A 23971-nucleotide genomic window follows, 5' to 3' on the forward strand; every position below is an offset into this window, starting at 1 on the left:
CCCGCATCGGCGAAATCGATGCGGACTGGATGGGGAATGCAATGGCCGCTCAGCGCGCAGCAAGGACCAACAACGAGGCCGACAATCCGTCGAGCCCGGTGTTGCAGTTCGGTCCCGACAAGCCGCTGCAGCTCGATGCCGGAACGCTGCTGTCGCCCTTCCAGGTCGCTTACCAGACCTACGGCGCGCTCAACGACGCTCGTTCCAACGCCATCCTCGTCTGCCACGCGCTGACCGGCGACCAGCATGTCGCCAACACCAATCCGGTGACCGGCAAGCCCGGCTGGTGGGAAGTGCTGATCGGCCCCGGCAAGATCATCGACACCAACCGCTTTTTCGTCATCTGCGCCAACGTCGTCGGCGGCTGCCTCGGCTCCACCGGCCCTGCCTCGACCAATCCGGCGACAGGMAAGCCTTACGCTCTCGACCTGCCGATCATCACCATCCGCGACATGGTGCGCGCGCAGCTGATGCTGGTCGATCATTTCGGCATCGAGAAGCTGTTTTGCGTGATCGGCGGCTCGATGGGCGGTATGCAGGTGCTGGAATGGGCCGCCAGCCATTCCGAACGCGTCTTCTCGGCGCTGCCGATCGCCACCGGCGCCCGCCATTCCTCGCAGAACATCGCTTTCCACGAGGTCGGCAGGCAGGCCGTCATGGCCGATCCGGACTGGCACGGCGGCAAGTATCTTGATTTCGGCAGGCGTCCGGAAAAGGGGCTGGCCGTGGCGCGCATGGCCGCCCACATCACCTATCTGTCGGAGGCGGCGCTGCAYCGCAAATTCGGCCGCAACCTGCAGGATCGCGAGGCGCTCACCTTCGGCTTCGACGCCGACTTCCAGATCGAAAGCTACCTGCGCCATCAGGGCATGACGTTCGTCGACCRCTTCGACGCCAACTCCTATCTCTATCTGACCCGCGCGATGGACTATTTCGACCTCGCYGCTGACCATGGCGGACGCCTGGCCGATGCCTTCGCCGGCACGAAGACGCGCTTCTGCCTCGTTTCCTTTACAAGCGACTSGCTGTTCCCGACCGAGGAGAGCCGCTCGATCGTGCATGCMTTGAACGCCGCCGGCGCCTCCGTCTCCTTCGTCGAGATCGAGACCGATCGCGGCCACGATGCCTTCCTGCTCGACGAGCCGGAACTGTTCGCGGCCATCAACGGCTTCATCGCCTCCGCCGCCCGGGCCAGGGGGCTCAGCCTATGAGCGGCTCGCGATCTGTTTGTTTTGGCCGCATTTCTGCGACGCCATTGGCTGCAAATGCTCTAAGGCCGGAGGTATGCCCATGAGCGTCAACCGCGCCCAGCGCGTCGACCTCGACGTCGTCAGCAATCTCATACCCCCGCAATCGCGCGTGCTCGACGTCGGCTCGGGCGACGGCGTGCTTTTGGAACTGCTGCAGGAGACCAAGCAGGTCGACGGCCGTGGAATGGAATTGTCGCAACGYGGCGTCAACGAATGCGTCGCGCGCGGCCTTTCCGTCATCCAGGGGGATGCCGACAAGGATCTCGGGTTCTACCCCGACAAGGGCTTCGATTTCGTCGTGCTGTCGCAGACCCTGCAGGCGACCCGCAATCCGAAGCTGGTGCTCGACGAATTGCTCAGGATCGGCAACCGCGCCATTGTCTCCTTCCCCAATTTCGGCCATTGGCGGGTGCGCTTTTCGCTGCTGATCAAGGGCAGGATGCCGGTCACCAAGGACCTGCCCTATTCCTGGTACGACACACCCAACATCCACTTCTGCACCATCCGCGACTTCGTCAATCTCTGCGAGGAGCTTGGCGCGACGGTCGAGAAGGCGACCGCCCTCGACGCCAACGGCCAGAAGATCGGCCTGTCGATGCCCTGGTGGTTCTGGAACTTCTTCGGCCAGCAGGCGGTGTTCCTGCTGAAACGGGGCTGACCCTATGGAGCGAACTCAACCAGCGTGTGGTTCTCGCCGGCGAGTTCCTCGTCAATAATCGAGGCGATGACCGCCCAATCACCTCCCGCGAGGCCTGCGCCGAGCTTCGGGTAGCCGATACGCTGGCGGGAAACTTGGTTTTGACCGCCCTCATGACGTTGCGGATGGCATCGTAATCGGCCTTCACACCGAGCCCACGCCAATGAAACTGGGTGTAACCRTTGACGATATGGAAGGTCCTCTCCTCGACGGATCTCGGCAACTGAAATGGTTCCCAGCTTGGAGCGRTCACCTTTGGCAGTCGCGAGGTCCGCAGCATAGGCCTYGGGAAAGCGCTGTTTGATGGCAAGAGCAATGCCTTTGCCCATATGGCACTGGCAATTGCATCCCTGCACGATTGCGTCGAACTGGCCGTCCAGCGCAAGTTGTAGCAGATCGCCGCGAATCGTCCGCATTGGCGCCTCCTCTTTCAGCCCAGYACGTCCGTAGCCTTGTGCGGATGCTCGACGCCGTCAACGAAGATGACGTCGGATTCGGAATTGCCGGTACGCAACTTGAGGATCGCCTGATAGGCCGGAGAATTGTACCAGTCGCGCACATGCTGCCTGTCCGGGAATTCGATGACGATCAGGTGGCCCGGCCAGTTGTTTTCGACCACATCGACTTCGCCGCCATGGACGAGGAAACGCCCCCCGAAGGCTGCCAGCGTGGCGTCGATTTTTTCGAGATACTCCACAATCCAGGGGCCGGGCGTGACGTGGCGCATATGGGCAACGGCGTAGGCGGTCATCATCTGCTCCTTCGTTTGATCGAAGCCGACCTGCCGGCTTCGTTGGGGAACAGTTTGCAGAGGTGGGGTATGCCGGTCGATTACCTTCGAGGTTATCAAGGAACGCAGGCAACGGTGTTGCCCTCAAACCGCAATGCCGCGGAAACCGACCAGAATCCACGCCTCCCGCGCCGGCCTCGGGATGACACCAAGACCGCTTTTTTGTAGCGTCGCCGCAAACAAAAGGGGCGGGCATGGAAGGCATTCACCGGACTTATCCGACGAACGCCGGCTGGTAGCAGTAGCCGGATGTCGGGCGAAGCGGCTCCGCTGATCACCGTGATCACGCCGACGCACAATCGGCGCAGCCAGGTGATACGCGCCGTGGAAAGCGTCCTCGCCCAGACGCTGACCCGCTTCGAGCACATCGTGGTCGACGATGGCTCGACCGATGGGACGGCCGCCGGGCTGGCGCAAATTCATGACCCGAGGCTGATCTATGTCGGCGCGAAATGGCGCGGCGCCAATGCCGCGCGCAACGCGGGCATCGAGCGCGCACGGGCGCCGATCGTGACGTTCCTGGATTCGGATGATGTCTATCTGCCGGACCGGCTTGAGCGGACGCTGGCGCGCTTCGACCAGAACCCGTCGCTCGAGGTGCTGATCAGCTCCTACGTCTCGGTGAAGGGCCACCGCAACGCCAAATGYGTCAATCGCGAGGCCCTTCTCGACAAAAGCACGCTGCAGCGCGCGCTGGTCTCGCAAACGATCTTCATCGCAGGCTCGGCGATAACGGCCCGGCACGCGTCGCTGCTTGCGATCGGCGGCTATGACAGCGACATCACGCGTATGCAGGACCGCGAGCTGCTGCTGCGTTTTGCCCACCGCAGCGGCGCCTTGCTGTCCGAGGATATCGACTGGAAAAAATACAATTCGGAGAACTCGATCTCCGGCCGTCGCGACGGCTATGTCGAGGCCTATGCCAACCTGATCGACAAGCACCCTTACATCGCTGATCGCTATCCCGATGTTCCACCCTACATGATCGCCCGGCAGATCATCGCCGACATACTGAAGGGCAGGCTGCCGCAGGCCTTTTCCGGCTATCTCGCCAACCGGTCCTCCAAGGCGCTCGGCTACTCCCTGCCCGAACTGGCGCGCGGTTATGTCGTCGGCCGCCGCTGGCGCCGCGGCTGCTATGACGAGTTCCGCGCCAAATATGGYGCCCGGCCCGCCTGAGACGCGCAGCAGCTCCAGCAAAAGCCTCGCAGCCGATTGYGGCCCCCGAATTGCCCAAGAAACAAAGGACCTTACCGGTCCAGTTCCGGAAAATACGGATCGGAAAACCGCTGCCGCAGCCGCTCGCCAAGCATGCAGTCGGTCTGCGTCTCCGCATCGACGCGGATCGTTCTGGCATCGACGACGCCGCTTACCTCCTGGACCAGCTTGCGGCGGATCGCGGTCGAGAATTCGGAGGCCGCGTGGATCGGCAAGACAAACGAGCCGGGGCCGCCTGCGACGCAATCGGCATAGTAGCGGTCGAGCCGGCTGACGCTTGGCGACGGGTTGATCAGGATCGGGAGGCCGTTGATGACAATGCCCCTGGCCAGGGCGGCATCGCGGGTCGCGGAGACCGGCAACCCGGCATTGTTGGGGCCGTCCCCCGATATGTCGATGACCCGGCGCGGCGCCGAAAAGCCGCTTTTCTCCAAGAGCTCGGCGCCGAAGCGGAGAGCACCCGAGATCGAGGTGCCGCGGAAGCTGCGGAAAGGACGGCTCGCGATCTTGTCGGCGAAGGCATTGGCACCGTCCGCGCCGTCTATGAGCTGCCAGGCGATCACACCGTCGTCGCGCACGACGCCCGCCCATTCGAAATAGGCGAGCGCGATCCGACCAGTTCGACCCGAGCGCACCGCACTGATGAAATCGGGATGGCGCAGCGCCTCGACATAGCCGGCGCGTTGCAGGGCGAACTCCTGCTCGTCCATCGATTGCGAGATGTCGACCGCCAGCACGAGTTCTACATCGACCGGGCCTCCGTCGGCGATTGCAGGCATTGGCGCCGCCTCGGCACAGGCAAGGCAGGCAAGCAGGCTGAGCAGCTTGAGCATCGCAGGCTCCGACCACGCCGCGATTCTTCCCGGCGATCGCGGCGAAATAAAGCTATTTCTTGCGACGAGCCGTAGCCGGTGGGGGTTCGATCGCCCCGGCGCGAAGGCGGGCCGGCTTGAGGGCCGGTCGGCCGCTGTCCTTGACGATTGTGAGGGCGCGCGGGAAGAACTGGTTATTGTRCAGGCCGCGCCCGATGTTGAGGATCGCCGCGTCCGGCAGCCGGGCCTGCAGCATCGCCAGCACGCGCCGCAACGTCGCGCCGTCGAACGTATCCAGCGCTTCGTCGATGATCACCCATTTCGGCTTCCTCAGCGCGAGCCGGGCAAAGGCGAGCAGCCGCTGTTCGTCGTCGGCCAGTTCATGCTCCCAGCGCGCCGAGCGGTCGAGCTCAGACGACAGGCGCTCCAGGCCGACTTCGCCGAGCACGGCGGAAATCTCGGCGTCGTCGGTCTTGGCGCCTTCGGCATGATTGAGCACGTCGCGCAGCGGGCCGAGCGGGAAATAGGGCGTGCGCGGCACGAAGAATGGCGTCTCVCCGGCCGGCATGCCGATGCGCCCGCCTCCCCACGGCCAGAGGCCGGCAATGGCCCGGAAGAACAGCGTTTTGCCGGCGCGCGGGTCGCCAGTGATCATGACGCGCTCGCCGGGGCGGATCTCGACATCCGTCTCGGCAAGCCTGGTGCAGCCGTCGGGCGAGGCGACTTCGAGCTTTTCGAATGTCAGCGTGYCATTTGCGTTCTCGCCGAGCTCGATCCGCCGTTCCCTGGCGTGCAGGATGTCCGTTTCGCCAAGCGCGATACGGAAGTCGGCGACGCGCATCAACGTTGCCCGCCAGTCGGCGATGGCGCCGATATTGTTGATGAACCAGCGCAGCGAGGAATTTACCTGGTTGAAGGCGCCGACCGCCATCATCAATCCGCCGAAGGTGATGTCGCCTGCGAAATAGACCGGCGCGGCGACAAGTATCGGCGCCACCACCGTGATCCAGCCATAGGCGTCGGTGACCCAGGACAGGTTGATCTGGGCGCTGTAGATGCGTCGCATGGCGCCGAGCACCGCGCCGAGGTCGATCTCGAGCTGCCGCCTGGCGTCCCCCTCGCCATGGGCGAGCGCGATGGCGTCGACATTCTCGTTGACGCGGACCATGGAGGAGCGCAGCTCCGCCTCGCGCGCATAGCGATCGCTGTTGAACCGGATCAGCGGCCGGCCCACCAGCCAGCTCAGCCAGGAGGCGATGCCGGCATAAAGGATCGCCGCCCAGACCATGTAGCCGGGTATCGCCAGCGAATAGCCGCCGACATGGAAGACGAAGCCGGAAGAGAGCTCCCACAGCACGCCGATGAAAGACACAAGAAGGATGAAGGATTGCAGCAGGCCGACRCCGAGATCGGTCGACAGATCGGAGAGATGCCCGGCATCCTGCTGCATGCGCTGGTCGGGATTGACGCCGATGGCTCCCGCATGGGCGAGCCGGAAGGCACGCGCCGGCTGCATCCATTCATCGATCAGGTCGAGCGTCAGCGCCTGGCGCAGCTTCAGCCGGATCATCTGGTTGAGCCAGGTCTGGCCGACATTGAGCACCAGCAGGCTGGCAGCGATTTCGGCAAAAACCACCAGTTGGTGCAGAAAGCCCGGCAGGTCGCGCCGCGCCAGCGCATCGAAGAAAGGCTGGTTCCAGCGGTTGAGTATGACCTGCCCGATCGAGGTCGCGACGACGACACCGACAATGCCGATCGAGGCCCATATGAATTGCCGGCGCACCGGGGACGTCTTCAGCGCCAGCCTGATTGCCGCCAGCTGGTCGGCGAGGCTGCTGGTCTCGACCGAGAACGCAGCCTGGTTGGCGCCGGGTTTGTGATACACTTGGTCATCCATGTCCGTGAGCCCTGCATCCGCGAACGGTCGTCTGCGCCRATGCCGCACCGCGAAGCTTTCCCCTCAGATAGGGTGACGATTGCCCTGCGACGCAAGGCTTGACCCCGATCACGAACGCGTCACCCACCTTCCTACCCGCACCGGATCGGCCGCCTTGCGCCCGAGCGTCGTCGCGCCCTGCGGCGAGAACACCGGCACGAAGACGCGGCGCGAGGCGCGCTGCACGACCGGTACGCCCTGGTAGAGCCTCTTCTGCGCCTCGACGACGATCACACCGGAAAAGATCGGCCAGAAGCGCCGGCCGGTGCGCTCCAGCACGTTGTGGAACTGCATCATGAAGCGCCGCGGCGACGGCGGGAAGAACAGCGCATCGGACCATGCGGCGGGCRTGAAATTCGCCTCGCGCAGCAATTCGGTGAGCTGGCCGYGCGAGAACGGCCGGCCGTTGCCGAAGGGCGTGTGCTCGAAACGGGCCCACACCCCGCGCCGGTTGGGCACCACGATGACCACCCTGCCCGCCGGCGACARCACGCGCCAGATCTCGTTCAGCGTCTCGCGCGGATTCTCGACATGCTCGAGCGAGTGAACGAGCAGCATGCRGTCGATGCAGGAATCGACCAGCGGCAACTCCTCGTCGAAGACCAGCGCCGTCGCCGTCGGTCCGGTCRCCGGCCAGACCACCGCGCCCTGCGTCGCCGGCATGAAGGYAAAAACGCGCTCGGCATCGGTGCCGAACCGCTCCAGCCAGGGCAGCGTGTAGCCGAGGCCGACCAGCCGTTCGTTCGGAACGGTCGCCCATATCGACGACAGCGCCATGGTGATCGCACGCTCGGCCAGGCGCCCGAGCGTGGTCGAATAGAAGGAGCGGAGGTCGACGATATCGGAATGCATGGCCGGGACGGTAGCCGCGATATCTGGCGAGTTCAACAAATGCGGATGACATCGCCGGCCCGCCGCCCTATGTCTGCGGCCACTCCTGCGTCGGCCCGAAAACGGTTTCGATTTCGGAAAGCACGATGCAGCAGACAAAAAGTGTTAGAGCGTTTTGTGTGTCCACCCGGACGCACGGCGCTCCGGTGGAGGGTGACGCGATGCCGGTCGAGATCGAACAGTTCATGTGCCGCACCGACAATTTCGGGGTGCTGGTGCACGACCCCGAAAGCGGGCAGACAGCAATCATCGACGCGCCGGAAGAAACCCCGATCCTTGCCGCCATCAAGCGCACCGGCTGGACGCCGACGATGATCCTGACCACGCATCATCATGGCGACCATGTTGAGGCCAATCTGGCCCTGAAAGAACGCTTCAAGCTGCGCATCGTTGGGCCGGAAGCGGAAAAGGCCAAGATCCCGGGCATCGACGAGACGGTCAGGCAAGGCTCCGTCATTCACCTGGGCGAGGAGCGGATCGAGGTTATCGAAACGCCAGGACACACCGCCGGCCATGTCTCCTACTATCTGCCGGGCTCGAAAGTGGCCTTCACCGCCGACACTTTGTTCGCGCTGGGCTGCGGCCGGCTGTTCGAATGCAAGCCGCCGGTGATGCACGAGTCGCTGAAGAAGCTTGCCGCGCTTCCGGCCGAGACGGTCATCTATTGCGGCCATGAATACACTTTGGCGAATTGCCGCTTCGCGCTGACTGTCGACCCCAGCAACTCTGCGCTCAAGGAACGCGCCGCCCGTATCGAGGCGCTGCGCGCCGACAACAAGCCGACGCTGCCGACGACGATCGGCGAGGAACTGTCGACCAACCCGTTCCTGCGCTGGCACGATCCGACGATCCGCAGGCATCTCGGCATGGAGAGAGCGAGCGATGCCGAGGTGTTCGCCGAAATCCGCAAGCGCAAGGACAATTTCTGATGCATGTCACCCAAAAGGGCGTAGCGGTTTTGGGATAACGACATGTATTTGGCTGGAAGACCCGCATGACCAGCGCCGCCGAAATCATCGCAACGCTCGGCCTCCAGCCGCACCCAGAGGGCGGCTGGTATGCCGAGACTTTTCGCGACGGTTCGGGAGGCGCGCGAGGTCATTCGACCGCGATCTATTTCCTTTTGGAGAAGGGCCAGCTTTCGGCCTGGCACCGGGTGAAGGACGCGGCGGAGGTCTGGCATTTCTACGCCGGCGCGCCGTTGGCGCTCGCCATGCATGAGGAAGGCTCCGCCACCGTCATCGAACAGGTGCTGGGTGCTGCGCTTGCCGCGGGCGAGCGGCCGCAGATCGTCGTGCCGGCCRGCTGGTGGCAGTCGGCGCGCAGCCTCGGCGAATGGACGCTGGTCGGCTGCACGGTCGCCCCAGGCTTCGACTTCGCCGCCTTCGAGCTCGCCGAGCCAGGCTGGCAGCCGAAAACCGCTTAAGCCAGCAGAAAACCAAGCGTGATTGCGAGTTGGGCGGCGTAGTACAGTACCCAGACCGCGTAGCGCATCCACAGGCGATGCGGCGAGGTCGCGGCAAGCAGGAAGCGCTCTGCCGCGAGCAGGCCGTCCGATACGATGAACAGCACCGCGCCGGCAATGACCCAGAAGAAGCTCGTGGTGGGCGCCGAGATGCCCATGGCAAGGATCGCCGCGACATAGATGGCGATCGGGACRCGCAGGGCCGGACCGACGCGGCGCCAAAGCGCGGCGAGCATCGCGACAACGAGCGCCGCCATCGCCAGCGCGATCGTGCCGCGCCATGATTCCGCGGTGAGCAGTCCGATCCCGCCGCCGGCCTCCAGGAACAGGGCGATATAGGCGATATGCGCGGCCAGGAAGCTCGCCAGCCCGCCAAGGAAGGCTTTTTCGCCGTCGCGCGATAGGAACGCATCGCCGACGGCGCTGAGCGCCAGCGCGACGACGAGCAACAGCGGACCGCCCTGCATGACCGCGAGCACCGCCAGTAAGCCGACAGCGAGCGTCTTTGCGGCAGAACGGGCCAGGCGGGGCGACAATTCGAGCGCAAAGGCGTAAATCGCGGCGGCGGCAATCGAAAATAGAAGTGTCGCGTTCGGATTGGCATCGATGCCGCCCGGAAACGGCATCATGCGCTTGCTCCGCCGGTGGCCGGCTTGCGCAGCAAGAGCGACTTTGCGGCAAGCGCCGCCCCGCCGGTGATAAGCACGCAGGCCGCAAGGACGCGGAGCGACGGCTCCGCAACGCCCGCCGCCATCAGCACCAGCGTTGACAAGAGCGGCGCGGCATAGCTTGCCGCCCCCAGCACTTGGATGTTGCCGCGCTTGACGCCGACATCCCAGGCATAGAAGGCGGCCCCCACCGGCATCAGGCCGAGCCCGATCACTGCCAGCCACTGGCCCGTGCCTTCCGGCAACACGGTCTTTTCCAAAAGCAGATGGCAGACGAGCGAAAGCACCGATGTCGCCGCGCAGAACCAGGTGACGATTGTGGTCGGCACCGACGGGAAGCGCCGCGACAAGAGCGAATAGGACGACCATAGGAGCGCACAAACGCCGGCCATCGCATAGCCGAAAGCGTAGCGCGCGTCGAAGGCCAGTCCGCCGCCTTTGGCGACGATCAGGAACGTACCGGCAAATCCGAGCAAGGCGCCGACGACATGGTTCCAGGCGAGCCGTTCGCCCGGCATCAGCGCCGAGCCGAGCACGATCAGCAGCGGCCACAGATAGGCGATCAGGCTCGCCTCCACGGCCGGCGCGTTGCGCAGCGCCGTGAAGTAGAAGAAGTGGTAGCCGAACAGGCCGGCAATGCCGATCAGCCACACCTGCGACGGGATCTTCTGGCTCTTGCCGGGAGCCGGCATCACCAGCCTGGCGRCAAGCCCGACGCCGGTGCCGATGGCGAAAGTGATTGCCGACAGCAGGAACGGCGGCACCTGCCCTGAGGCGTCGGTGAGCAGTGCAAGTAGCGCCCACATGGCGACGGCCGAGAACCCGATCAATGTTGCGCGCCCCATCCCTGCCCCCGGCGGCGCGCCGTGGCGCCCTAGAGCAATTCCAGGAAAAGTGTGTAGCGGTTTCCCGTCTGGAATTGCCTAAAAAGAAACTACTCGACGGCTTCGAACCGCCTCGCGCTTATGGTCAGCGGACCGATCTGTGTCCCGACCGTGGCGCGGATCGGCGCATATACGCCGGATTGGCCGAGCGGTGYAAATGTCACCATCATGCGGCTCTTGTTCTTGAGGAACTCCAGCGCCTTGYGCCCCTTGCGATAGCCCGCCACCGGCTCGAAGCCCATCTTGCAGGTCACCGTGTCGCCCTTGTAGCCGGGCACCGAGATCTCGCCTTTCGAGACATAGGTCAGGGTAAGGTTGGCGCGCATCTCGCCGTCATAGAACTTGACGGTCCGCCCGCAGACCTTCTCCAGGCTGTCGGCGCGGATAACGGTCGCCGCCATCGGATCGACCACCGACTTCAGGTCGCCGTCGCCGATCGGCACCCAGCTCTTGGGATCACGCTCCTTCGGCGCGGGAACGACTTCGGTCGACGCGACGCCGCCGTCGTCGAAGCGTATGTCCACCATCGAGGCCTTCTTGCCGGAGGTGTAGTCGGCCCGAAAGGCCTGCGGCCGCATCTGCTGGCCGGAAATCGTGCCTTTCGAGGAGATCRTGCCCTTCGTATCGTCGAACAGCCTGCCAAGGCCGGCAGCGGAGACGGTGCCGTCGATCGCATAGGTATCGCCGTCGTAACGGCTCGAAAACGTTGCCCTGGCGATCGAAAGGCCAAGGAACGACACCGTATAGTCGCCCTTGAAGGACCGAGGCGAGTCTGCTGCAAAACCCGTCGCCGGCACGATCGCGGCAAGCAGAGCGGCAAGGGCATGGGATGGGCGAAGCATGGCGGGGTGATGAGTCCTTGATACTAGCCGGAAATGCGATGGTTCCAGCTTGGGCGATCCCTTCGCGAAGGGCTTATAGGGCGAATTCCGGCCTTTATGTGGAACGCRCTCGCTCGCCGCGCACGTGCCGGAGCTTGACGCGATGGCGAAATGCAACTATGGAACGCCAACTTTTCCGAAGGCCGCCTGACCGAGACCGCGCGCCGCCTGGCGCGAGCAGAATGGTTTGGCAGGTTTAGAACTGAAGGTTAGACAAGATGTCCCGCACCTGCGAGCTCACTGCCAAGGCAGTCCAGACCGGCCACAATGTGAGCCATGCCAACAACAAGACCAAGCGCCGCTTTCTGCCGAATCTGGTCAATGTGACGCTGATTTCCGAAGTGCTGAACCAGAACGTGCGCCTGCGCATTTCGGCCAACGCGCTGCGTTCGGTCGAGCATCGCGGCGGCCTCGACGCCTTCCTGACCAAGGYCGACGCCAAGGACCTGTCGCAGCGCGCCCGCCTGCTCAAGAAGCAGATCGCCAAGAAGCTCGCCGAGCAGCCGGCCGCTTAAAGAGCCATTCAGGCGGGGGACGACCGCCTCGAGCACCGGACCGAAAGCCGCGCCGCGGTATTTGGACCCATCCGGTGCTCGAAACATGAGCGAGCGTTCGACGTGACGCTCGGCTGGTTCCATCACCCAGGATAAAAAAATGACCTTCCTCAAGCGATATCTGCCATTCGTGGCCGCCATGGCGCTTGTCGTCGTGGCGTCGAACATCCTCGTTCAGTTTCCGATGCCGGGAGAGATCGACGGCCTGTCGCTGGCCGACCTGCTCACCTGGGGCGCTCTCACCTATCCCTTCTCCTTCCTGGTCACCGACCTTGCCAATCGCCGCTACGGTCCAGTCGTGGCGCGCAAGGTGGTGTTCGTCGGCTTCATGACGGCGGTGACCTGCTCGATCCTCGTTCCGCCCTTCCTGTTTCGCCACGGCCTGATCGAGTTCGAGACCGCGGCAGGCCGGCTGGTGCGCATCGCGGCAGCTTCCGGTGCCGCCTTCCTTACCGCTCAGCTGCTCGATGTCACCGTGTTCAACCGTCTGCGCCGGCAGAGCTGGTGGCGCGCGCCGATCTTCGGCACGCTGGTTGGCTCGGTGTTCGACACCGTCATGTTCTTCGGCRTCGCCTTTTCCGCCGCTTTCGCCTTTGTCGGCCCCAATGACAGCTTCGCGCTGGAGACGGCGCCGCTAATGGGCGTGCTGCCTGTCGAGACGATGCGCTGGGTCTCCTGGGCGCTGGGCGACCTCTCCGTCAAGCTGATCATCGCCGTTGTGGCGCTGATCCCCTATCGGCTGCTCGCCGCCCGCTGGAGCCAGCCGGCCTTCGCCTGACGTTCCAGCCGGCGGCTTTACGCTTTGTTACGGCCGGTGGTGCAGGATCGCGAAAAACGATCCAGGACATCGCGGCCGGCATGACCATCCAGGGCACGGGTTGGAAACATGATCTCCTGCTTGCGCTCTGCGCGATGCTGGTCGTGCTGGCGATCAATGCCGTCTCCRGCTTCCCGACCATTGCCGACCCAGGCGCCGACAATGACAGCATGCTCAGGCTGGTCGAGGTCCGCGACCTGCTGGCGGGCCAGAGCTGGTTCGATCTACACCAATACAGGATGGGCCTTGCCGGCGGCTTCGTCATGCACTGGTCGCGGCTGGTCGACACGCCGATCGCTCTCATCGTCCTCGCCTTCCAGGCGCTGGGCGCCAACGCCGCCACCGCTGAAAAAGCCGCGCAGATCATCTGGCCGCTCTCCCTCTACGGGCTCGCCATCTTCGTCATCCTGCGCGCCTCGGGGCGTTTTGCCGCCGCTGAGGTGGCAATGCCTGCCCTGGTACTTTCCACCGCCGGACTTTTCTTTCTTGGCATCTTCAGCCCGGGCACGCTCGACCACCACAATGTCCAGCTGCTGCTGACGGCGGCCAGCCTCTGGGTGCTGATGGAGGCTCCCTTCTGGCGGCCCGCTGCCCTGCTGTCCGGCCTGTGCGCCGGCCTCACGCTCGCCGTCGGCATGGAGAMAGCGCCTTACGTGGCCGCGCTTGGCATCTGTGCCGCCGTGCTTTTCATCCTTGACGAAAAGGAGCGCCTGACCGCGCGAAACTTCGGCATCGGATTTGCAATGGTGGCGATGGCGGTCTTTGTCGCCACCATACCGCCGGCGGCCTGGGGCGTGGCCCAATGCGACGCCTTCTCGTCCTTCCAGTTGGTTATCGCGGCGCTGTCCGGCTGCGGTCTGGCGGCGATTGCCGGTCTCTCCGGACAGTCGACTGCCAAGACTCGGCTCTTCCGGATGCTGGCCCTGGCCATACTGGTCGCGGCCGTCGCGATCGTCTTTTTCCCGCAATGCCTGGCGTCACCTTACGCCGGCATGGACGAGCGCGTTCGCACCTATTGGCTGAACGACGTCGTCGAGGCGCAGCCTTTCCTCAGCGTGGCCGTCAACCAGCCGAAGCTTATGGCCTCGCGCTATGTGACGCCTTTCATCGCGCTCCTTTTGATCGCCCTCCAGTTGCGCAATCGTCGTCTGCGCCGCGAGGAAGCCGTTGCCGGCGTGCTGCTGGCGGTCGCCTTCCTTGTCAGCCTGTGGCAGGTTCGCGGCTCGACCTTCTCGGTCGCCTTCGCGGTGCTGCCGCTCTCGGCCTGGATCGCCCGGATCCGCCTGCAGGCAAGCGTCATACGGTCATGGCGCGTCTCCACCCGCATCGCGGCCGCATGGCTGGTATCGCTCAACGCGACCTGGGCCGGCGTCGCGGTCGCGGCGCAGTCCGTGGCCCACAAGGCCCCCGCAGGGATCAATTCCGATGCGGATCATGCGCTGACCTGCGGCAAGCCCGGAGATTTCACCGATCTGGCCGCCATGCCGGCAACGACGGTGCTTGCCTCYTCCAATCTCGGCTCCGCCATATTGGTGTTTACCGGCCACAGGGCGTTGGCCGGCCCCTATCACCGCAATGTCGGCGGCAACCTCGCCATGCTTGACGCCTTCATGGGAACCCCGGACGCCGCCCGCGCCATCATCGAGCGCGAGCATGTCGGGCTGGTCGCCATATGCCGCGGTAATTCTGAAGAGATGTCGCTCGCTGCCGAGGCTCCCAACGGCCTGGCCGCCCAGTTGCTGCGGGGCGACATTCCTGAATGGCTGGAACCGGTCGTCTCGACGGCGAACAAGCCGATCGAGATTTACAAAGTCCGCTGAATATCGATCCGGTGGCGATAGCCAGGTCGTTGCAATCAAGCCTGCACTTTAAAGCGCGCCGCGCAGAAACCTGTWCAGACGACGCGCTTTAAGTCTTTGTTTTGATGCATGTTGTTCCCCCAAAAACCGCTGCGAACCTTTGGGCGACATGCATTGGTTGGCAATATATCCATATGGAGCTATGTTGAACGAGAYGGGATTCGATCTGGTTATGGGGGGACGATATTTTGTCAGTCACAGCTCGCGTGGCTGCTCAGCCAACTGAAACGCTGCAACACGTCATCTCTCATATTGTGGATGCCGTGAACCGCGCCGCCTTTGTGGACACGCCGTTCTGGCATCTGGAAATGACAGATGTTTTTCCGGCTGACCTGTATCTTCGCATGCGGGCCGCGATGCCCGAGGCGCGCGAGTATCGAGCGCTCAAGGGACGCAACAACGTAAACATCCAGGCTGACGGCACCGCCACCCGGATCAAGATCGACCTGTATCCGGAATACATCCGACACCTGCCGGCCGAGAAGCGGGCCGTGTGGGCATTGGTCGGCAAGGCCCTGCATGCGCCGGAGCTGAAGGAGGCATTCAAGCGTCGCTTGGCGCCCGGGCTGGAGCGCCGGTTCGGGTCGGACTTCATGAAGACGGACATGTACCCGGTGCCTATGCTGACGCGCGATGTGGCGGGCTATAAAATCGGCTCCCACACCGACACGAAATGGAAGGGCATCACGGTTCAATTTTACCTGCCTGAGGATGACAGCATCAACCATATCGGTACCCGCTTCGATCGGAAGAAGCCGGAAGGCGGTTTTGAGATGGTGCACCGGATGCCGTTTTCGCCCAACACAGGCTATGCGTTCGCGGTCGGGACCAACACCTGRCATTCCGTCGACACCGTCGGCCCGGAAGTGCGCACGCGGGATTCCATCCTGCACACCTACTTCGTGGACAACACCGTGACGCTGAAGGTGCGAAACCGGGGCAAACGCGTGGGCAATTTCCTGGCGAATGAATTCCGCCACCTTTCCCGGTAGCTCCTCGGCGGCCGGCGCCGAATCCGCACCGGCCCGCAACGCTCAGTCCTGGTGCAGGATGAATTCCAGGTAGAGGTTCCGCTGCAGGATCGAGTGGTTGTCGTCCGATACCAGCGACACCATCAGCGCGCCGTCGTCCCGAGTCCAGACGTCGAGCCCTTCCATATTGTCGATCTGGTAGCCCATGTCGGCTTCCATCAGCACCGGGCCGTCGGCGACGGCGCCCYTTTCGACGCTCTCGCCGTAGATGCGTCTCAGCCGCATCTTCAGCCCGCCCGCCATCGAGAAGCTGCGCTCGAGCAGCAGCAGGTCGCCATCCGGGAGGAATGCGCCGTCGGTGATGTCGAAATCGCCGGCGCGTTTGACGGTGAAGACGCCCTTGCGCGGTCCCTCTATGATGGCGGCATAGACGTTGCCCGCCTTGTCGAGGCTCTTTTCCGAAACCACGACCAGGCCGCCCTCGTGCTGGCCGGAAGGATTGGCATGCGTGACCGTCTCGAAGCCGCGGTTCATGCGCAGTTCCTCGGCCGGAACCAGATAGTCGAGCGTTTTGAAGGGCGCCTTCATATTGTCCGGGTCGATCCTGAACTGGACGATCCGCTGATCGCGCTCGAAACCGACGGTGGCGATGCCGTCCTTGACGGCGAGCCCCTCAGCGTCGACCTCCCATTTCTTGTCGATCGGCCGGCCCGAAGCGTCGACCATCCGCTGCATGCGGAAATTCGACACGCCCGAGGGACGCTTGCCGGCATCGCGCGTGATGGTGCCGAAGAACCAGAACCCGGTGTCGGCAACGCCGATGAAATCGCTGCCGGGCTTGAGAAAGCGAATGGCCGACAGCGCGCCGAAATCGCGCGACGGCGAGGTCATCTCCAGCCCGCCGACGAATTCGAGCGGTCCGAACAGTTTCTCGTCGCGTCCGATATGGAACTCAGTGATCGGCCGCGCCGAAATCTCGACCGCCTCGACCGGGCCGCGCGCCTCGGCGAATGCCGGCGAAAAAGACGTGCAGGCCAGCGCGCAAGCGAGAAGGGCCTGCCGTATCCCGCCCGGCGAAAGGATCATCCGACGCGCCGCAGGCCGCCGCGTCGCAGGTCGCGCGCGCTCTCCTCGTCGAACAGCGACGCCAGTTGCTCGGTCATGGCACCCGCCAGTTCCTCGGCGTCGACGATGGTCACGGCGCGCCGGTAGTAGCGCGTGACATCGTGGCCGATGCCGATGGCGAGCAGCTCGACCGGCGAGCGTGTTTCGATGAGATCGATCACCGCGCGCAGATGGCGCTCCAGATAATTGCCGGGATTGACCGAGAGGGTGGAATCGTCGACCGGCGCGCCATCCGAGATCATCATCAGGATCTTGCGCTGCTCTGGCCGGCCGATCAGCCGGTTATGCGCCCAAAGCAGCGCCTCGCCGTCGATGTTCTCCTTGAGCAGCCCCTCGCGCATCATCAGGCCGAGATTGCGGCGCGCGCGCCGCCACGGATGGTCGGCGGACTTGTAGATAATGTGGCGCAGATCGTTGAGCCGGCCCGGATTCGGCGGCTTGCCGTCCTTCAGCCATTTCTCGCGCGCCTGCCCGCCCTTCCACGCCCGCGTGGTGAAGCCGAGAATTTCCACAGACACGCCGCAACGCTCCAGCGTGCGCGCCAGGATGTCGGCGCAGGTCGCGGCGACGGTGATCGGCCGGCCGCGCATCGAGCCCGAATTGTCGAGCACCAGCGACACCACCGTGTCGCGGAACTTGGTGTCGCGCTCCTGCTTGAAGGAAAGCGGCTGCATCGGATCGATGACGACGCGCACCAGCCGCGACGGATCGAGATACCCTTCTTCCAGGTCGAAATCCCAGGAGCGGTTCTGCTGCGCCATCAGGCGGCGCTGCAGCCGGTTGGCCAGCCGGCCGACGACGCCGGAGAGGTTGGCGAGCTGCTTGTCAAGGAAGGAGCGCAGCCGGTCGAGCTCCTCTTCCTCGCACAGGTCCTCGGCGCCGACGGTCTCGTCGAAGGCGGTRGTGAAGACCTTGTAATCGATCTCCTTCGGCAGGTTGAGGAACGGATTGTCGTTGCGGCGCGCCTCGCCGGGCGTCTCCGCATCGGAATCGTCCTCGTCGGAAAGGTCGTCCGAGGTGGCGTCGGTCGCCTCCGTCTCGGCGGACTCTTCCTCGTCGGCCGCAGCTTCCGCATCCTCGGATTGCGACTGCTCGGAGCCGGAATCGTCCTCGCCGCCTTCCTCGCTCTGCTCCTCGCCCTGCTGCTCGTTTTCTTCGTTTTCCTCGGAGTCCTCCGTCTCCTGGTCGTCGCCGAGCTCCTCGGCCATCTCCATGGAGACGAGCATATCGCGCACGACGCGGGCAAAGGCCTGCTGGTCGTCGAGCTTGGCCGACAGCCCGTCAAGGTCGTCGCTCGCCTTCTCCTCGACCCAGGGCCGCCACAGATCGACCAGCCGCTCGCCRCTCTTCGGCACGGCACGGCCGGTGAGCTTCTCGCGCACCATCAGCGCCACTGCCTCCTCGAGCSGCGCGTCGGCCTTGTCCCTGACATCGACGAGGTTCGCCCGGGCGTATTTGTCCTCGAGCATCGAGCCGATATTGTCGGCCACGCCCTGCATGGCGCGGCTGCCGATCGCCTCGACGCGCGCTTGTTCAACGGCGTCGAAGATCGCCCGCGCGAGCTTGCCCTCCGGCGCCAGCTTGCTGTGAATGCGCGCGTCGTGGCAGGCGCGCTTCAGCGCCATGGAATCGCCGATGCCGCGCGTGATCGCGATGTCGTTGCGGGTAGCCTTCTTCGGCAGCTCGGGCAGGCGTGCRCGGCTGCCGGCCAGCGCCGGCCGGTCCTTGGCGAACGCGACCTCGAGCTCCTTGTCGCCGGCGACGGCGCGCATGCAGACCGTGACGGCGCGCTTGAAGCTGTCCGCTTCAGACCCGTTCTTCGGCTTGTTGCGCGTGTTGTCGCCTGGACCCGCCATCGATCATTCCCTGCGCGATTTGGCCCGAAAGGCTAGGCCTTCCGGTACGCGCTTACCCGAGCACGACGTTGGCGGCGCTCTCCGGCAATTCCTCGCCGAAAGCGCGCTGGTAGAATTCGGCCACCACCGAACGCTCCAGCTCGTCRCATTTGTTGATGAAGGTCAGCCGGAACGCCATGCCAACGTCGCCGAAGATCTCGGCGTTCTCGGCCCAGGTGATGACGGTACGCGGGCTCATCACGGTCGAGAGATCGCCATTGATGAAGGCCGAGCGCGTCATGTCGGCGACGCGCACCATCTTGTTGACGATGTCCTTGCCCTTGTTGTCGCGGTAGTGCTTGGCCTTGGCCAGCACGATGTTCACCTCGTTGTCGTGCGGCAGGTAGTTGAGCGTGGTGACGATCGACCAGCGGTCCATCTGCGCCTGGTTGATCTGCTGCGTGCCGTGATAGAGGCCGGTGGTGTCGCCGAGGCCGACCGTGTTGGCGGTGGCGAACAGCCGGAACGCCGGATGCGGGCGGATGACGCGGCTCTGGTCGAGCAGCGTCAATCGGCCCGACGATTCCAGCACGCGCTGGATGACGAACATCACGTCCGGGCGGCCGGCGTCGTACTCGTCGAAGCAGAGCGCCACATTGTGCTGATAGGACCAGGGCAAGATGCCGTCGCGGAATTCTGTGATCTGCAGGCCTTCCTTGACGACGATCGCGTCCTTGCCGACGAGGTCGATGCGGCTGACATGGCTGTCGAGGTTTACGCGCACGCAGGGCCAGTTGAGGCGCGCCGCGACCTGCTCGATATGGGTCGACTTGCCGGTGCCGTGATAGCCCGACACCATGACGCGGCGGTTGTAGGCGAAGCCCGCGAGGATCGCCAGCGTCGTCGCCCGGTCGAAGAGATAGTCCGGGTCGACATCCGGCACGTGCTCGGTCGCGRCCGAATAGGCGGGGACGACCATCTTGGAGTCGAAGCCGAATTTCTCCTTCACCGACACCGTCGTGTCGGGCAGGTTGGCGATGTCGCGATCGACCTTGTTCATCTCTATCAACGTCTCCACGGGCGAAACGCCGCGTTTCGCCGGCAATCGATTTTGTTCGGGGGCGGTCTTAGAGCCTTTTCCAACCTTATGAAAGTTGGAAAACGACACGAACCGTAGGGTCGCTCAGCACAATCCTGCTTGCTTGAGCACGCGATAGGCCTGCAGCACATCGCGGAACCGGTCTTCCGAACCTCTGTCGCCGCCATTCGCATCCGGATGGTGGCGCTTGACCAGTTCCTTATAGCGCGCCTTGATATCCTTGCCAGTCGCCTTTGTATCAAGRCCAAGCGTTTCCAGCGCCTTGGCCTCAAGCGGCTTTGCCTTGCGCTCGCGCGCTTCCCGCGTCCCGCCGCCGAAGAGATTGAAGGGATCGCGCATGCGGTTGTAGTAGCCGGCGCGCCCCGAACGCATCTGCGCGAAGTCCGGCGCCGAGCGCATCCCGCCGCCATTGACGCCCATGCGCCAGGTCGGCCGGTGACCGGTCAGCGCCTCCTTCTGGAAACGCGCGATCTCGCTGTCCGACACGCCCGAGAAATAGTTGAAGCTCTTGTTGTACTCGCGCACATGCTCGAAGCAGAAACGGAAATACTCGCCCTCCTTCAGGCGTCCGACCGGAGCGCGGTGCGTGCCTGCCTCGCTGCAACCGTCCCACTGGCAGATCGGCGCGCGCGACTTCAGCTCCGCGTCCTTTTCCGGCCGGATGCGAATTTTTTCGAAATATTTGGGATACGGTTTCATCTCACCCATTTATGGGCTGTTCGCTATTGCGAAACAAGAATTGACATTTCGCAGATGATCGCCCTAACCGCTGAATCGCGGCTAAAAAGCGATCGAAAACGCGGATTTTGCGGCTTGCCGCAGATGTGGTGAAGGGAAGCTCCGATGTCCATACAGTCGAAGATGGAAAGCAAGCTGACGGCGGCGTTTTCGCCGGAAAAGCTCGCCGTCATCAACGAAAGCCACCTCCATGCCGGCCATCACCACGTCGAGCACGGGCACGAGGCCGTCTTTGACGGCACTGGCGAGACGCATTTCCGCATCCGTATCGTCTCGCCGCATTTTGCCGGCATGAGCCGGATCGACCGCCACCGCGCCGTCAACCAACTGCTTGCCGACGAACTAAAAGCCGGCGTGCATGCGCTGGCGATCGAGCCGGYGGCGCCCGGCGAACAGACACGCTGGTAGGTCACACCACCGTCGCCCTCAGGAAGGCCATCACCGCCGCGGTCAGCGCATCGCCCTCCTCGCCGAAGCGGCGGTTGATCGCCATATGCGAATAGGCGCTGCCGTCGAACAGCGTAACCTTTGTTCCCACCGCCCGCAGCTGGTCCACGAACTCATGCGCGGCGGCCGCGCGGATCGGCGCGTTCGAATAGGCGACAAAGACCGGCGGATGCTTGGCCGTGCCGATATAGGTCGCCGGCGAGAGCGCCCGCCATTGGCTCGGGTCTGAAAATGCCTGCGCGTAGACCGGCCGCAGCTTGCCACCCTGCGCCCTGGCCAAGGCCTCGAGGTCATAGGCCTCGGTGTCGTCGAGCACCAGGGCGGCGACACCGGGCAAGCCGCCGCGAAGCCCGGTCAGCGCCGCCAGATGGCAGCCGGCCGAGTGGCCCATGACCGCTATGCGGCTCGGATCGCCGCCATATGCGGCAATATTGGCCCGCACATAGGCGTAGGCCTTCTCGACGCCGCCTGCCTGGGTGGCGACATCGGCTTCAGGCAACATGCGATAGTCGATCGAGACGAACACGAAGCCGTTGTCGAGCAGGAAGGCTGGCTTGGCGTTGACGTTATTGYGGTTGCCGAGCCGCCAGGCGCCGCCATGGATGAAGAAGACGACAGGTTGGCCCTTGGCGCCGTCGCGTGCGTAGATGTCGAGCTTAGCCGGTCCGTAGTCGCGCGTCTGCGGCACCGGCTGACGCCGGCGCCAAGCTGCCGATACGCCGGCCGGCAGCATCGCCGCCATGGCTGCCACGATGAGGCTGCGTCGATCGATCATCACCACCTCCGGCCGCTTTGCGGCGACCGAGTGCAGACATCCACCCCATTCCCGCCCAGTTTAGGATCAATAATGGCGACATGCGGACGCAGAACCTGATCCGCCCTTGAAGGTCCGCTCGCAATCACCACGTATTCATCGAGCGGGGGCATCTTCGACCACATCGAATGCCCTCACGGAGGTCGATGCCGGAATGCATCAGCTCTTCTTCGTGTGAAGGGAACCACAATGCATCCCGGCAGTTGAATGTATGATGAGCCGACTGGCTATCAGAACGGGCTCTGAGAGCAAAACATCATGCGCGAGAACCAATCTGACGTCTTCKATCTGTTTTCGGAGATTTACGCAAACGCGGCCCAGGAAGAAATCAGTCTCCAGCAATATCTGCTAGCCTGCCGCGAGGACAAATCCATGTATGCCTCGGCACCTGAGCGTATGGTCGAGGCGATAGGCGAACCGAACCTGGTCGACACCAGCAAGGACGAGCGGCTCGGGCGCATTTTCTCGAATCGCACCATCAAGGTGTACCCCTCCTTCTCCGACTTCTACGGAATGGAGGACAYGATCGAGCGCATCGCCGGATATTTCCGCTACGCCTCGCAGGGACTCGAGGAGCGCAAGCAGATCCTCTACCTCCTCGGCCCGGTCGGCGGCGGCAAGTCGTCGCTCGCCGAACGTCTCAAGAGGCTGATGGAGCAGCGGCCCATCTACACGCTGAAGGTCGGCAATCAGATCAGCCCGATTTTTGAATCGCCRCTCGGCCTTTTTCATCCCGACCGGATGGGCGATCTGCTGGAAGACAAATACGGGATTGCCCGCCGCCGCCTCCACGGCCTCATCTCGCCCTGGGCGGCCAAGCGCCTGGATGAACTTTCCGGCGACATTTCCAAATTCAGCGTGGTCAAGCTGTTGCCGTCGCGGCTTCGCCAGATCGCCATCGCCAAGACTGAGCCTGGTGACGAGAACAACCAGGACGTCTCGGCCCTGGTCGGCAAGGTCGACATCAGGCAGTTGGAGAACTACAGCCAGTCCGATCCGGACGCCTATTCCTACAGCGGCGGCTTGAACCGGACCACGCAGGGCCTGCTCGAATTCGTCGAGATGTTCAARGCGCCCATCAAGGTCCTGCACCCGTTGCTTACGGCGACCCAGGAGGGCAGCTACAACGGCACCGAGAATTTCGGCTCGTTCCCTTATCAGGGGATTGTCGTTGCCCACTCCAACGAGTCGGAATGGCAGCAGTTCAAGAACAACAAGAACAACGAGGCCTTTCTCGACCGCATCCTTGTGGTCAAAGTTCCCTATTGCCTTCGCACCACCGAAGAAAGGCAGATCTACGAGAAGCTGCTGCGCGAGAGCGATCTGGCGAACAGCCCCTGCGCGCCTGAAGTGCTCGACATTCTCAGCCGCTTCACGGTCTCGACCCGTCTTGCCGAGCACGACAATTCGCCGCTCTACACCAAGATGCGCGCCTATGACGGCGAGAACCTCAAGGAGGTCGATCCGAAGGCGAAGTCGGTTCAGGAATATCGCGATGCCGCCGGCGTCGACGAAGGCATGACCGGCGTCAGCACGCGCTTTGCCTTCAAGATCCTGTCGCAGACTTTCAACTACGACACCAAGGAGGTCGCCGCCGACCCCGTGCATCTGATGTACATCCTCGAGGAGGCGATCAAGCGCGAGCAATTCCCGAAGGAGACGGAAGCCGGCTATCTCGAGTTCATCAAGTCGGAGCTCACGACGCGCTATGCCGAGTTCATCGGCCACGAGATCCAGAAAGCCTATCTGGAATCGTATAGCGAGTACGGCCAGAACCTGTTCGACMGCTACATCGCCTATGCGGATGCCTGGATCGAGGATCAGGACTACAAGGATCCCGATACGGGGCAGATCCTCAACCGCGAGATCCTGGACAAGGAACTGTCGCAGGTCGAAAAGCCGGCCGGCATCGCCAATCCCAAGGACTTCCGCAACGAAGTGGTCAAATTCACCTTGCGCGCCCGGGCGCGCAACCATGGCCGCAATCCGTCCTGGACAAGCTATGAAAAGCTTCGCGAGGTCATCGAGAAGCGCATGTTCGGCCAGGTCGAGGATCTGTTGCCGGTGATCAGCTTCGGCTCCAAGCAGGACAGCGTCACGGAAAAGCGGCACAACGAATTCGTGCAGCGCATGGTGGAGCGCGGCTACACCGAGCGGCAGGTGCGCCGGCTGGTAGACTGGTACATGCGCGTGAACAAGGCGGGCTGAGCAAAGCCGGAA

Annotated in this window: 24 protein-coding genes; 11 read left to right on the forward strand and 13 right to left on the reverse strand. The window is 63.7% G+C overall.

Annotation, left to right across the window (positions count from 1 at the left end; all coding sequences use genetic code 11):
• Nucleotides 1–41 precede the first annotated feature (41 nt).
• Together metX and metW are read left to right on the forward strand one after the other, a co-directional pair.
• The gene (gene metX, locus ORS3428_RS10490) at nucleotides 42–1211 is read left to right on the forward strand and encodes a homoserine O-acetyltransferase MetX (protein WP_071097177.1); all 1170 of its coding nucleotides are present in this window, start codon (nucleotides 42–44) and stop codon (nucleotides 1209–1211) included.
• 79 nt (nucleotides 1212–1290) lie between these two features.
• Nucleotides 1291–1908 carry a methionine biosynthesis protein MetW gene (metW, locus tag ORS3428_RS10495; protein WP_071097180.1) on the forward strand — a complete coding sequence of 206 codons (618 nt, stop codon included), beginning with the start codon at nucleotides 1291–1293 and terminating at the stop codon, nucleotides 1906–1908.
• A 2-nt stretch (nucleotides 1909–1910) separates the two neighbouring features.
• Here the strand turns inward: metW and ORS3428_RS10500 are convergent, their stop codons facing one another.
• Together ORS3428_RS10500 and ORS3428_RS10505 are read right to left on the reverse strand one after the other, a co-directional pair.
• Entirely contained in the window at nucleotides 1911–2363 is a 453-nt protein-coding gene (locus tag ORS3428_RS10500; protein ID WP_083355084.1) for a macro domain-containing protein, read from the reverse strand.
• A gap of 14 nt (nucleotides 2364–2377) precedes the next feature.
• Complete coding sequence (locus ORS3428_RS10505; protein WP_071097390.1) at nucleotides 2378–2698, reverse strand: DUF1330 domain-containing protein; 321 nt, start codon at nucleotides 2696–2698, stop codon at nucleotides 2378–2380.
• A gap of 288 nt (nucleotides 2699–2986) precedes the next feature.
• Here ORS3428_RS10505 and ORS3428_RS10510 point away from each other — a divergent pair, with 288 nt between their 5' ends.
• Nucleotides 2987–3916: a glycosyltransferase family 2 protein gene (locus ORS3428_RS10510; RefSeq protein ID WP_071097182.1), complete on the forward strand. Its 930-nt coding sequence runs from the start codon at nucleotides 2987–2989 to the stop codon at nucleotides 3914–3916.
• A 71-nt stretch (nucleotides 3917–3987) separates the two neighbouring features.
• Here the strand turns inward: ORS3428_RS10510 and ORS3428_RS10515 are convergent, their stop codons facing one another.
• The 3 genes from ORS3428_RS10515 to ORS3428_RS10525 form a co-directional block, all read right to left on the reverse strand.
• The gene (locus ORS3428_RS10515; RefSeq protein ID WP_071097184.1) at nucleotides 3988–4788 is read right to left on the reverse strand and encodes a DUF1194 domain-containing protein; all 801 of its coding nucleotides are present in this window, start codon (nucleotides 4786–4788) and stop codon (nucleotides 3988–3990) included.
• Between the two features lie 52 nt (nucleotides 4789–4840).
• Nucleotides 4841–6664 (reverse strand): ABC transporter ATP-binding protein/permease, encoded by a 1824-nt coding sequence (locus ORS3428_RS10520; protein ID WP_071097186.1) that lies wholly within the window; start codon nucleotides 6662–6664, stop codon nucleotides 4841–4843.
• A gap of 108 nt (nucleotides 6665–6772) precedes the next feature.
• A complete protein-coding gene (locus ORS3428_RS10525) occupies nucleotides 6773–7555 on the reverse strand; it encodes a class I SAM-dependent methyltransferase (protein ID WP_071097189.1) in 783 nt (260 codons plus the stop codon).
• A gap of 200 nt (nucleotides 7556–7755) precedes the next feature.
• Here ORS3428_RS10525 and gloB point away from each other — a divergent pair, with 200 nt between their 5' ends.
• Nucleotides 7756–8523: a hydroxyacylglutathione hydrolase gene (gene gloB, locus ORS3428_RS10530; protein WP_071097393.1), complete on the forward strand. Its 768-nt coding sequence runs from the start codon at nucleotides 7756–7758 to the stop codon at nucleotides 8521–8523.
• Between the two features lie 65 nt (nucleotides 8524–8588).
• Nucleotides 8589–9020: a cupin domain-containing protein gene (locus ORS3428_RS10535; RefSeq protein WP_071097191.1), complete on the forward strand. Its 432-nt coding sequence runs from the start codon at nucleotides 8589–8591 to the stop codon at nucleotides 9018–9020.
• Here ORS3428_RS10535 and ORS3428_RS10540 read toward each other — a convergent pair.
• From ORS3428_RS10540 to ORS3428_RS10550, 3 genes are all read right to left on the reverse strand, one after another.
• Nucleotides 9017–9688 carry a lysoplasmalogenase gene (locus tag ORS3428_RS10540; protein WP_071097193.1) on the reverse strand — a complete coding sequence of 224 codons (672 nt, stop codon included), beginning with the start codon at nucleotides 9686–9688 and terminating at the stop codon, nucleotides 9017–9019. The genes ORS3428_RS10535 and ORS3428_RS10540 overlap by 4 nt on opposite strands.
• Nucleotides 9685–10572, reverse strand: coding sequence for an aromatic amino acid exporter YddG (yddG, locus tag ORS3428_RS10545; protein WP_071097196.1), 888 nt, complete (start codon nucleotides 10570–10572; stop codon nucleotides 9685–9687). The genes ORS3428_RS10540 and yddG overlap by 4 nt, the downstream gene beginning before the upstream one ends.
• 89 nt (nucleotides 10573–10661) lie before the next feature.
• Complete coding sequence (locus ORS3428_RS10550) at nucleotides 10662–11453, reverse strand: DUF3108 domain-containing protein (RefSeq protein WP_071097198.1); 792 nt, start codon at nucleotides 11451–11453, stop codon at nucleotides 10662–10664.
• Nucleotides 11454–11710: 257 nt separating this feature from the next.
• On the opposite strand from ORS3428_RS10550, the gene rpmB reads away from it, so the two are divergent.
• From rpmB to ORS3428_RS10570, 4 genes are all read left to right on the forward strand, one after another.
• Nucleotides 11711–12007, forward strand: coding sequence for a 50S ribosomal protein L28 (gene rpmB / locus ORS3428_RS10555; protein WP_071097199.1), 297 nt, complete (start codon nucleotides 11711–11713; stop codon nucleotides 12005–12007).
• A gap of 139 nt (nucleotides 12008–12146) precedes the next feature.
• Complete coding sequence (locus tag ORS3428_RS10560) at nucleotides 12147–12824, forward strand: queuosine precursor transporter (RefSeq protein WP_071097201.1); 678 nt, start codon at nucleotides 12147–12149, stop codon at nucleotides 12822–12824.
• Nucleotides 12825–12904: 80 nt separating this feature from the next.
• Entirely contained in the window at nucleotides 12905–14683 is a 1779-nt protein-coding gene (locus ORS3428_RS10565; RefSeq protein WP_071097204.1) for a polysaccharide biosynthesis protein GtrA, read from the forward strand.
• Between the two features lie 227 nt (nucleotides 14684–14910).
• Nucleotides 14911–15714 carry a hypothetical protein gene (locus ORS3428_RS10570; protein ID WP_244507915.1) on the forward strand — a complete coding sequence of 268 codons (804 nt, stop codon included), beginning with the start codon at nucleotides 14911–14913 and terminating at the stop codon, nucleotides 15712–15714.
• A gap of 42 nt (nucleotides 15715–15756) precedes the next feature.
• On the opposite strand, the gene ORS3428_RS10575 is transcribed toward ORS3428_RS10570, so the two are convergent.
• From ORS3428_RS10575 to ORS3428_RS10590, 4 genes are all read right to left on the reverse strand, one after another.
• Nucleotides 15757–16779, reverse strand: a complete 1023-nt coding sequence (locus ORS3428_RS10575) for an esterase-like activity of phytase family protein (protein WP_071097208.1) — start codon at nucleotides 16777–16779, stop codon at nucleotides 15757–15759.
• Nucleotides 16776–18674: a cobaltochelatase subunit CobT gene (gene cobT / locus ORS3428_RS10580; RefSeq protein WP_071097211.1), complete on the reverse strand. Its 1899-nt coding sequence runs from the start codon at nucleotides 18672–18674 to the stop codon at nucleotides 16776–16778. The genes ORS3428_RS10575 and cobT overlap by 4 nt, the downstream gene beginning before the upstream one ends.
• Before the next feature lie 52 nt (nucleotides 18675–18726).
• Nucleotides 18727–19713 (reverse strand): cobaltochelatase subunit CobS, encoded by a 987-nt coding sequence (gene cobS / locus ORS3428_RS10585; protein ID WP_071097214.1) that lies wholly within the window; start codon nucleotides 19711–19713, stop codon nucleotides 18727–18729.
• A 123-nt stretch (nucleotides 19714–19836) separates the two neighbouring features.
• Complete coding sequence (locus ORS3428_RS10590; RefSeq protein WP_071097216.1) at nucleotides 19837–20460, reverse strand: J domain-containing protein; 624 nt, start codon at nucleotides 20458–20460, stop codon at nucleotides 19837–19839.
• A gap of 135 nt (nucleotides 20461–20595) precedes the next feature.
• On the opposite strand from ORS3428_RS10590, the gene ORS3428_RS10595 reads away from it, so the two are divergent.
• Nucleotides 20596–20898, forward strand: a complete 303-nt coding sequence (locus tag ORS3428_RS10595; RefSeq protein ID WP_071097218.1) for a BolA family protein — start codon at nucleotides 20596–20598, stop codon at nucleotides 20896–20898.
• 1 nt (nucleotide 20899) lies between these two features.
• On the opposite strand, the gene ORS3428_RS10600 is transcribed toward ORS3428_RS10595, so the two are convergent.
• Nucleotides 20900–21712 carry an alpha/beta hydrolase gene (locus tag ORS3428_RS10600; protein ID WP_071097220.1) on the reverse strand — a complete coding sequence of 271 codons (813 nt, stop codon included), beginning with the start codon at nucleotides 21710–21712 and terminating at the stop codon, nucleotides 20900–20902.
• A 297-nt stretch (nucleotides 21713–22009) separates the two neighbouring features.
• Between ORS3428_RS10600 and ORS3428_RS10605 the strand changes: the two genes are divergently transcribed.
• Nucleotides 22010–23959: a PrkA family serine protein kinase gene (locus ORS3428_RS10605; RefSeq protein WP_071097223.1), complete on the forward strand. Its 1950-nt coding sequence runs from the start codon at nucleotides 22010–22012 to the stop codon at nucleotides 23957–23959.
• Nucleotides 23960–23971: the final 12 nt, after the last annotated feature.

The sequence above is a fragment of the Mesorhizobium sp. ORS 3428 genome, from assembly GCF_001854785.1.
Classification (GTDB): Bacteria; Pseudomonadota; Alphaproteobacteria; order Rhizobiales; family Rhizobiaceae; genus Mesorhizobium.

What these genes read in the sequence shown, in the direction of transcription:
- ORS3428_RS10515 (WP_071097184.1), bottom strand. Translation starts at nt 4,788, where the DNA reads ATGCTCAAGCTGCTCAGCCTGCTTGCCTGCCTTGCCTGTGCCGAGGCG.
- gloB (WP_071097393.1), top strand. Translation starts at nt 7,756, where the DNA reads ATGCCGGTCGAGATCGAACAGTTCATGTGCCGCACCGACAATTTCGGG.